The sequence below is a fragment of the Microbacterium sp. genome (assembly GCF_030149085.1).
Lineage (GTDB): Bacteria > Actinomycetota > Actinomycetes > Actinomycetales > Microbacteriaceae > Microbacterium.
In genome coordinates, this window is sequence record NZ_JASBSF010000389.1 from 1 (window position 1) to 9,359 (window position 9,359).

Sequence of the window (9,359 nt, forward strand, 5' to 3'; positions counted from 1 at the left end):
CGAGTTCGTCTTTCGTTGCCATTCCCCCAGCGTTGCTGCGCGCCCATCGGCGACAGCGAGGCTCGGGGCGAGACGCGAAGAAGCTCGGGAACTATGCGCCTGGGGCGGAAGGACGCTTAGCTGTCGAGCGTGAGCTCGTCAGGCAACTGGAAGTCGCCGCGCTGGAGTTCCTCGACGTTGACGTCCTTGAAGGTGAGGACGCGCACGGACTTGACGAATCGATCCGCCCGGTAGATGTCCCAGACCCAGACGTCGTTCATCGTGATCTCGAAGTAGAAGTCGTGCTCCGTGTCCCGGCGAACGACGTTGACGTCATTGGCGAGGTAGAAGCGTCGCTCCGTCTCGATCACGTACTGGAACTGGTGTACGACATCCCGGTACTCGCGATACAGCGCCAGTTCCAGTTCGCGGTCGTAGTCCTCGAAGACCTCGTCATCCATGGTGCTTTCATCCTAGTTCCCGGGATGCGGCAAGCGACCACGGTCGAGCACCCCCGGGCGTATCAGAAGAGCGTTGGAGCTCCGGCGAAGGCCCACGACACCCGATGGTGGTCACTCACCCCGTGCTCGAGAATCGCGGCGCGGTGCTCGGGACTCGCATACCCCTTGTTGCGGACCCACTGATAGGCGGGCAGGTCGTCGTGGAGACCCACCATGAGCTCGTCCCGCGCGACTTTGGCGATCACGGATGCTGCCGCCGCGCCGGCGCAGTCGCGGTCGGCCTTGATCACGGGGCGGACCGTCAGCCGAGGGCCCGCAGCCCGCGAGATATAGTCGTGGTTCCCGTCGAGGACGACGATCGCGCGCGACATGTCCACACCGTGGGCGGCGAGCTCCGCCAGCGCACGCCTGGCAGCGAGCCCGAGGGCGGGCAGGATGCCGACCTCGTCGATCTCGGCTGAGCTGGCCCACCCGACAGCACTGTCGACGACCCAGCCCGCAGCGCGTCGAGCCAGCTCCGCGCGGCGCGGTTCGGGAATCAGCTTTGAGTCGCGCAGGCCCTCGGGAACCCGGCGGCGCGAGAGCACGGCATCCGTCACGGTGGCCCCCACGGCGACCGGGCCAGCGAGGGCACCGCGACCCACCTCGTCGCACGAGATGACGAGGTCGTACTCGCGCAACAGCTGCCGCTCCAGGGTGAGGCGCGGGACCGCTCGCGACGCCCCGGTCACTGCGCGCCGGCTCCTTCGCCTGCGGGAACGCCAGCGAATACTTCACTGTGCGGATCAAGGATTCCCCACCGCGAGATCGGCCACGTTATGACGAAGGCACGACCGACGACGTTCTCGATCGGCACGAATCCCTTGCCGGGCTTGTCCTGATTGAGCCGCGAGTCCTGGGAGTGGTTTCGGTTGTCGCCCTGCACCCACAGGCTGCCCTCGGGCACGACAATATCGAAGGGCACGGGGTTCGGCGCGGTCTGGCCCGGGTCGAGCTTGACGTAGGCCGACTCGTCGATCGGAACGCCGTTGATCGTGATCTGGCCGAGAGCGTTGCAGCACACGACGTGGTCGCCGGGAACCCCGATCACCCGTTTGATGAGGTGGTCTTCGGAGTCCGAGACGGAGAGGCCGACGAGAGTGAGGAGCCAGTCGATGCCTTCGACGAACGGTGACTGCGCGGGGCTCACGCTCGGGCGAAGCCACCCACCCGGATCCTGGAACACGACGATGTCACCGCGCTGGTACCCGTTCCATCGCGGCGTGAGCTCGTCGACCAGGATGCGGTCATTGATCTGGAGGGTGTCCTCCATGGACCCCGAGGGGATGTAGAAGGAGCGGACCAGGAACGTCTTCACTAGCGCCGAAACGACGACGGCGATCAGGATGATGACCAGCACGTCCCGCAGGAAAACCCACCCGCCGCGCCTGCCCCCCTGTCGACGCCGCTGTGCCCGTGTTACCGGTTCAGCGGGTGCCTCAGCGTCGGAAGTCATGCAGCGATCCAATCCGTCCGAGGTGATACCGGACGCTCAGATAAGGGTGTCACACGATGGGTCTTCCGGGGGTCGTGCAACGCCCGGACAGACACGTGTGCCCCGGCGCTGAAGCGCCGGGGCACACGTGGAGAGGCGCAGACTCAGTTGTCGCGCTTCTCCTTGATCTTGGCCTTCTTGCCGCGAAGCTCGCGCAGGTAGTAGAGCTTCGCACGACGCACGTCACCGCGGGTGACGAGCTCGATCTTGTCGATGATCGGGCTGTGCACGGGGAACGTACGCTCGACGCCCACCTGGAAGCTGATCTTGCGGACGGTGAAGGTCTCGCGCACGCCGTCGCCGGAGCGACCGAGCACGACGCCCTGGAAGACCTGGACGCGCGAGCGGCTTCCTTCGACGATGTTCACGTGCACCTTGACGGTGTCGCCGGGGCCGAACGCGGGGATGTCGCTGCGCAGGGAAGCTGCGTCGACGATATCGAGGGTCTGCATGATCGCTACTCTCTGCGGCCGCCACAGGTCGGTCGCGGGTGGATAGAAAAGGATGAGGCGTGCCGAACCGCGGTCACGACCGGCGGCGGATTCCCCTGAGGCAGAATCCATCAAGGCACAAACAGCTATTCTGCCACGACAGCCGCCGCGAACAAAACCGTCAGGAACGCGGCTGCTGCTCGGTGATGACGATGACCTCGGGGTTCTCACGGCGCGGCGGAGCCGTCGGCGACGGCGGGATGTAGGACACACCCGACGTGCTACGCAGCGTGGCGATGCCCGGACGCGCTTCGCGCCACAGCTGCCAGAGCATCAGCCAGAACAGCGACAGCCCGACGGCGACCGTCAGCAAGAAGACCGGGAACCACCAGGCCGCCACGAAGAAGCCGAGCGCGATCGTGAGAGCGTGCCAGACCGTGAATCCTGCGACATCCCACCACGACACTGCTCGCGCAGCCCGAGCTGTGGGACGCGCCCGCACCAAGAGTGTCAGGACGAGCTGGCCGATGAGTACCGAGGGAATGGCCATGAGCAATACCCACAGCAGCGCCCACGCGCCGGCGTTGAAGGCGATCCAGCCGACGAACAGCCAGAGCGGCAGCACGAACGCGGCGGGGATCATCCAGCCGTAGTAGGCGCGTCGCAGCCACATGATTCGATGCTACGCCCGGCTCATGCCACCCGTGGCCGAGGCACGCGATGCGAGGCATCCTCACAGCCGATCGATAGCGGATCGGACAGAATGGACCGGTCGAGAGGAAACTGATGATCGAGTTGCGCACCCCTGCCGAGATTGAGGCGATGAAACCGGCTGGTCGCTTCGTCGCCGAAGTACTCGCGACCCTGCGCGCTGAGACCCGCGTCGGAACGAACCTGCTCGACATCGACCGCCGCGCGCACGAGATGATCCGCAAAGTCGGCGCCGAGTCGTGCTACATCGACTACCACCCCTCCTTCGGAGCAAGCCCGTTCGGCAAGGTCATCTGCACGTCGATCAATGACGCCGTGCTCCACGGGCTTCCCTTCGACTACGCCATCCGCGACGGCGACCTCGTGACCCTCGACTTCGCCGTCTCCGTCGACGGCTGGGTCGCCGACTCAGCGGTGTCTTTCGTGGTGGGCACGCCCCGCGACGAAGACCTCGCCCTCATCGACACGACTGAGCGCGCGTTAGATGCCGCGATCAGCGCAGCGGTCATCGGTAACCGCATCGGTGATATCTCGGCCGCCGTGGCCGCCGTCGCTCACGGCGAGGGCCTCTCGATCAACACGGATTTCGGCGGCCATGGGGTCGGTCGCGAGATGCACGGTGACCCGCACGTTCCCAACGACGGCAAGCCCGGCCGCGGGTACCCCCTGCGGGCTGGACTGGTGCTCGCGCTCGAACCCTGGTTCCTGCAGTCGACGGACCAGCTGCGAACGGATGCCGATGGCTGGACGCTACGCAGCGCTGACGGCTCGCGCGGGGCTCACTCCGAGCACACGATCGCCATCACCGAGGACGGCCCCGTCATCCTCACCGACCGGAGCTTCCTCGGGGTCAGCTGAGCCGGTACCTCGTCCCGGGTTCACGACCCGTCGGAGGCGCCGACGCGGTGGACCCGCACGTTGTTCGTCGACCCCGGGGTTCCGGGAGGAGCGCCCGCGGTCATGATCACGACATCACCCGGCGCGGCCCGGCCCGTCTCGATGGGCACCTGGTCGAGCAACTGGATCAGGCCGTCGGTCGACGTGGCGCGAGCGACCAGGAACGGCTCCACACCCCAGGTGAGCGCCAATCGTGAGCGGGTTCCCGGCAGGTCGGTGAACGCGAGGATCGGCACGCGGTGGCGAAGCCGCGCCATTCGACGAGCCGAGTCACCGGACTGACTGAAAACGCACACGAACTTCGCGTCGACGAAGTCGGCGATGGTCGCGGCGGCAAGAGTCAGGGCGCCGCCCTGTGTGCGCGGTTTCGTGCCGAGCTGAGGGATGCGTTCAAGCCCGGTTTCTTCGGTGGATGCGACGATTCGGGCCATGGTCTCGACGACGGTAACCGGATGGGCTCCGACGCTCGTCTCCCCCGAGAGCATGACCGCGTCAGCGCCGTCGAGAACCGCATTGGCGACATCCGAGGTCTCTGCGCGCGTCGGCACCGGATTCTCGATCATCGACTCAAGCATCTGGGTCGCGACGATGACCGGCTTGGCCCAGCGGCGGGCGAGCTCGATCGCTCTCTTCTGCACGATCGGCACGGTCTCCAGCGGCAGCTCGACGCCAAGATCGCCACGAGCGATCATGACGCCGTCGAACGCGTCGATGATCTCCTGCAGGTGTTCGACAGCCTCGGGCTTCTCGATCTTGGCGATGATCGGAATCCGGCGACCCTCTTCGGCCATGATGATCCGCGCCCGCTGTGCGTCCTTGGGCGAGCGCACGAACGAGAGCGCGATCATGTCGACGCCGAGCGCCAACGCCCAGCGCAGGTCGGCTTCGTCCTTCGCGCTCAGAGCTGGCGCGCTGACTGCGACCCCCGGGAGATTGATGCCCTTGTTGTTCGAGACCGCTCCCCCGACCACGACCTCGGTGCGCACCCGGATGCCGTCGGTGTCGAGCACTCGCAGCCGAACCTTGCCGTCATCGATGAGCAGCGTGTCTCCAGCAACGACGTCGGAGGCAAGCTGCGGGAACGTCGTTCCACAGATCTCGCGCGTGCCCTCGACATCCTCGGTGGTGATCGTGAAGATGTCGCCCGGCTCGAGGTGGTGCGGGCCGTCGGCGAAGCGTCCGAGCCGGATCTTGGGGCCTTGCAGATCCGCGAGGATGCCGACCGGTCGCCCGGTGGAGTCGGCGGCTCGTCGCACGTTGGCGTACGACTGCTCGTGAATGTCCCACTCGCCGTGGCTCATATTCAGCCGGGCGACATCCATCCCCGCGCGAACGAGGGCCTCGATCTGGTCGTATGACGATGTCGCAGGTCCCAGAGTGGCGACGATCTTGGCGCGGCGCATGCAACGATCCCTTCGGCGGGTGAGTCGCTCTCAGTCTGGCGCCCTGACGACACCGGCGGGTTTCTCGCGTGTGACAAGTCGGTGACTGACGACGCTGCTCAGGGCTCGCCTCAGCTGCGCATCCTCATTCCGTCAGCAGATCAGGCCGACGCGCACGAGTTCGCTCGAGCTGCTGCTGCGCACGCCACTGCGCGATGGCACCATGATTGCCGCTGAGCAGGATGTCGGGCACAGCGCGATCTCGCCACACGGCGGGTTTCGTGTAAGACGGATACTCCAGGAGCCCGTCTTCGTGTGACTCCTCGACGATGCTCGCCGGGTTTCCCACCATCCCGGGAACGAGGCGTCCGACGGCTTCGATCATCGCCATAGCGGCGACCTCGCCGCCGTTGAGCACGTAGTCGCCGAGGCTGATGAGGCGAACCGAGCCACGCGCGGCGGCATCCTCGAAGACCCGCTCGTCGATGCCTTCGTATCGTCCGCACCCGAAGACGAGGTGCTCTTCGCGCGCGAGCTCGCGCGCCGTCGACTGGCGAAAGAGTTCCCCCGCCGGCGACGGGAACACGATCGTCGGCCGGGCTGACGCATCAGCTGGCGCAAGTTCGTCGAGTGCCTCGCCCCACGGTTCGGGTTTCATGACCATCCCGGCACCGCCCCCGTAGGGGGTGTCATCGACAGTGCGGTGGCGGTCGTGAGTCCACTGACGCAGATCGTACACGCGGACATCGAGCAGGCCGCGCTCGCGGGCCTTGCCGATGAGCGAGACCTCGAGGACGTCGAAGAACGCCGGGAAAATCGTGACGACGTCGATGCGCACGTCAGTTCCCGTCGGTGTCGGCTGCCGCGTCCTCGGGAGACTCATCGGAGGATGCGGCGGGTTCGGGATCCTCATCGACGATGTCTTCGAACAGGCCTGCCGGTGGCGTCACGATGACGTAACCCGCTGAAGGATCGACGACCGGCACGATCGCTTTGACGAAGGGCACGAGCACTTCGCGATCAGCGTCAGCGCGAACGATCAACAGGTCCTGTGCCGGCAGGTGCTCGACGCGGATCACGCGGCCGACCGAGGCGCCATCGCGGCGAACGTCGAGACCCACGAGCTGGTGGTCGAACCAAGCATCCTCTTCGTCGGATGCCGCGTCAGCTGCCTCATCGACCCAGAGGATGGCACGCACGAGGCTTTCGGCAGCGGTCCGATCATCGACGCCCTCAAAGAAGGCGACCGGGTGAGAGTTCATCCAGCGGAACTCACGAACGGTCAACGGCTTGCCGTGCCAGGGAGAGGTGTCGGGGACCTGGAGGGTGAACGTCGCACCGGGAACGAAACGTCCGTCCGGATTGTCGGTGTAAAGCTCAAGCTTCAGCGCACCCTTGAGTCCGTGCGCCTTCACGAGACGTCCGACCCGCAGCTGGGTTCCTGCCGAAGGGGGCGGCGCGGAGCGCCCGTCCGAATCGACCACGTCAGTCGTCCGCGACGTCAACCCGCACGCGGCGCCCGTCGGCCAGCGCCGAGATCAGGGTGCGGATTGCTTTGGCCGTGCGACCGCCGCGCCCGATGACGCGTCCTCGGTCGTCGGGGTGCACATGCACCTCGAGTACCTCACCGCGTGAGGACTCCGACGAAAGGATACGCACGTCATCCGGGTTGTCGACGATCCCCTTGACGACGTGTTCGAGCGCGGCGGCGAGCACGGATCAGGCTTCTGCGGTCTCGGCCGACTCAGCGGCCTCGGGTGCAGCGTCGGCCTCAGCGTCAGCCGCGGGGGCCTCCTCAGCCTTCTTCTCGGCCTTGGGCTTGACGACCGACTTCTTCGAGGTCTCGACCTCGAAGACAGGCTTTGCCTCGGCGGTCTTCAGCGTGGAGACAGCGTTCTTGTCGCCCTTGAAGGTTCCCCAGTCGCCGGTGATCTTGAGGATGGCGCGCACCTGCTCGGTCGGCTGGGCGCCGACGCTCAGCCAGTACTGGGCACGAGCAGAGTCGACCTCGATGAACGAGGGCTCCTCGGTCGGGTGGTACTTGCCGATCTCTTCGATGACGCGTCCGTCGCGCTTGGTGCGCGAGTCGGCGACGACGATGCGGTAGTACGGGGCACGGATCTTACCGAGCCGCTTGAGGCGGATCTTGACAGCCACGATTCTCCTGTGTGGTGGATTCGAACGAACTGATCGCCTGGAGCGTGGGGTGCACACCCGGCGGAAGCTCAAAGGGGGCGGATGCGCTGGATAGAGGGTCGAGCGCGGTCCGACCCTCTATTCTGCCAGATCCGACCGGATGCCGAGAACCGACGACGCGCAGGTGCCGTCGAGGGGTACTCGTCGCACCGTGTCGCAATCGGGTCAGAGAGTGCCGGTGCATGCCAAACTGACGCCATGACGCTCGGCTTTGCGACATCCGCTCGCTCCTCCGTCGGCCTGGAGTGGGAGCTCATGCTCGCCGACCGCAGCACGGGTGACCTAGCCGGCCGGGCTCCCGAGGTCCTCGATGAACTCGCGCCCACGATTGATCTCGAGCGTTTTTCGCTCACAAGCGAACTGCTCACGAATACGGTCGAGGTCACGAGCGGGATCGGGTCGACCGTGGCCGAAGCCGCCGAAGACATGGTCGACGGCATCCGTGCCCTTCGGACAGCGACCGAGCCGCGAGACCTCGACCTGCTGTGCGCCGGGTCGCATCCGTTCGCGCAGTGGTATGACCAGGAGGTCACCAACAAGACGCGGTACCAGGCACTCATCGAGCGAACCCAGTGGTGGGGTCGGAACATGATGATCTGGGGCATCCACATCCATGTGGGTGTTGAGGACGTGAACAAAGTCATGCCGCTCATCCGGGCTCTGTCGACCTACCTCCCCCACCTCCAGGCACTGTCAGCGTCGAGTCCCTTCTGGGCAGGCGACCGCACCGGCTACGCATCGAACCGGGCTCTCGTGTTCCAACAGCTCCCCACTGCCGGTCTCCCCTGGCTGCTCGATGACTGGGAGTCATTCGAGGCTTACCTCGACGACATGGTGAACACCGGCGTCATGGCTGACGCGACCGAGGTGCGCTGGGACATCAGACCCGCACCGCGCTGGGGCACGATCGAGGTACGCGCATGCGACGGGATGTCGACCCTGCCCGAGCTTGCAGCAGTAGCCGCCCTCGTCCAGGTGTTGGTGGAGCACTTCTCGCGGCGACTCGATGACGGGGAAGACCTGACCGGGATCCAGCCCTGGTTCATCCGGGAGAACAAGTGGCGTGCAGCCAGGTACGGCCTGGATGCCGAGATCATCGTCGACCGTGAGGGAACACCTGTGCCCGTGCGCGAGCATCTGCGCGAGGTCCTCGACGATCTCGCCGAGATCTCTGTCGAGCTCAAGTGCGCGAAGGAGTTCGCCGGGGTCGAGACAATCCTCGCCAGCGGCGCGAGCTACGAACGGCAGCTGAGGGTCGCGGACGAGAACGCTGGCGACCTGAGAGCAGTCGTGCGACACCTCGTCACCGAATTCCGTGACGGCCCGACCCTGCGCGATCACCTGAACGCGCTGCGCTAGCCCGACGACTGTGACCATGCGCCATCGCTCCGACTGGTTGGTCATCGCACAGTTCGTGCTCCTGGCCCTCCTTCTTCTGCCGGGCGAGGCGCTCTGGTCTGCTGTGTGGCTCACGATCAGCTGCGCGGTCGTCGCCGCCACCGGAATCGCCCTGGCCATCGCGGGGATCGTCGCTCTCGGCCGCGACATCGTGCCCTGGGTAGCGCCGAAAGAGGATGCCTCTCTGCGTACCGACGGTGTGTTCCGTTTCACGCGCAATCCCGTCTACCTCGGCATCCTGGTCGGCTCCCTGGGATGGGTCGCATGGCGTGGCCGGATCGAACTCCTGGTCGTGTGGGCGCTGTTGTCCATCGTGCTTATCACCAAGGCGCACGTCGAGCAGAGGTTCCTTCTCGAGGCTTTCGGCGAT

At 66.0% G+C, this 9,359-nt stretch carries 13 protein-coding genes; 3 read left to right on the plus strand and 10 right to left on the minus strand.

Translation table 11 applies throughout. The features are described 5' to 3' along the window. Window positions 1-116 precede the first annotated feature (116 nt). The 5 genes from Q1V87_RS15360 to Q1V87_RS15380 all read right to left on the minus strand — a co-directional run bounded on the left by Q1V87_RS15360 (window position 117) and on the right by Q1V87_RS15380 (window position 3,078). Window positions 117-440, minus strand: a complete 324-nt coding sequence (locus tag Q1V87_RS15360; protein ID WP_195691615.1) for a DUF2469 family protein — start codon at window positions 438-440, stop codon at window positions 117-119. Between the two features lie 62 nt (window positions 441-502). Next, complete coding sequence (locus tag Q1V87_RS15365; protein ID WP_300594827.1) at window positions 503-1,171, minus strand: ribonuclease HII; 669 nt, start codon at window positions 1,169-1,171, stop codon at window positions 503-505. Then, on the minus strand, window positions 1,168-1,935 hold the full coding sequence (lepB, locus tag Q1V87_RS15370) for a signal peptidase I (RefSeq protein WP_300594830.1): 768 nt from the start codon (window positions 1,933-1,935) through the stop codon (window positions 1,168-1,170). Before lepB ends, Q1V87_RS15365 begins: the two co-directional genes overlap by 4 nt. 143 nt (window positions 1,936-2,078) lie before the next feature. Continuing rightward, window positions 2,079-2,426, minus strand: a complete 348-nt coding sequence (gene rplS / locus Q1V87_RS15375; RefSeq protein ID WP_228178152.1) for a 50S ribosomal protein L19 — start codon at window positions 2,424-2,426, stop codon at window positions 2,079-2,081. A gap of 160 nt (window positions 2,427-2,586) precedes the next feature. Further along, the gene (locus tag Q1V87_RS15380) at window positions 2,587-3,078 is read right to left on the minus strand and encodes an MFS transporter permease (RefSeq protein ID WP_300594833.1); all 492 of its coding nucleotides are present in this window, start codon (window positions 3,076-3,078) and stop codon (window positions 2,587-2,589) included. 113 nt (window positions 3,079-3,191) lie between these two features. On the opposite strand from Q1V87_RS15380, the gene map reads away from it, so the two are divergent. Beyond that, window positions 3,192-3,974, plus strand: coding sequence for a type I methionyl aminopeptidase (gene map, locus Q1V87_RS15385; protein ID WP_300594836.1), 783 nt, complete (start codon window positions 3,192-3,194; stop codon window positions 3,972-3,974). Window positions 3,975-3,994: 20 nt separating this feature from the next. On the opposite strand, the gene pyk is transcribed toward map, so the two are convergent. The 5 genes from pyk to rpsP form a co-directional block, all read right to left on the minus strand. Beyond that, window positions 3,995-5,416: a pyruvate kinase gene (gene pyk / locus Q1V87_RS15390; protein WP_300594839.1), complete on the minus strand. Its 1,422-nt coding sequence runs from the start codon at window positions 5,414-5,416 to the stop codon at window positions 3,995-3,997. 124 nt (window positions 5,417-5,540) lie between these two features. Further along, window positions 5,541-6,233, minus strand: a complete 693-nt coding sequence (gene trmD, locus Q1V87_RS15395; protein ID WP_300594853.1) for a tRNA (guanosine(37)-N1)-methyltransferase TrmD — start codon at window positions 6,231-6,233, stop codon at window positions 5,541-5,543. 1 nt (window position 6,234) lies between these two features. Continuing rightward, window positions 6,235-6,879 carry a ribosome maturation factor RimM gene (gene rimM, locus Q1V87_RS15400; RefSeq protein ID WP_300594842.1) on the minus strand — a complete coding sequence of 215 codons (645 nt, stop codon included), beginning with the start codon at window positions 6,877-6,879 and terminating at the stop codon, window positions 6,235-6,237. A 1-nt stretch (window position 6,880) separates the two neighbouring features. Then, complete coding sequence (locus Q1V87_RS15405; RefSeq protein ID WP_228178146.1) at window positions 6,881-7,111, minus strand: RNA-binding protein; 231 nt, start codon at window positions 7,109-7,111, stop codon at window positions 6,881-6,883. 3 nt (window positions 7,112-7,114) lie between these two features. Beyond that, the gene (gene rpsP / locus Q1V87_RS15410) at window positions 7,115-7,552 is read right to left on the minus strand and encodes a 30S ribosomal protein S16 (RefSeq protein WP_300594845.1); all 438 of its coding nucleotides are present in this window, start codon (window positions 7,550-7,552) and stop codon (window positions 7,115-7,117) included. Window positions 7,553-7,789: 237 nt separating this feature from the next. Here rpsP and Q1V87_RS15415 point away from each other — a divergent pair, with 237 nt between their 5' ends. Beyond that, window positions 7,790-8,950 (plus strand): glutamate--cysteine ligase, encoded by a 1,161-nt coding sequence (locus Q1V87_RS15415; RefSeq protein ID WP_300594848.1) that lies wholly within the window; start codon window positions 7,790-7,792, stop codon window positions 8,948-8,950. A 16-nt stretch (window positions 8,951-8,966) separates the two neighbouring features. After that, the coding region (locus Q1V87_RS15420) for a methyltransferase (protein WP_300594850.1) at window positions 8,967-9,359 on the plus strand (393 nt) is incomplete at its 3' end.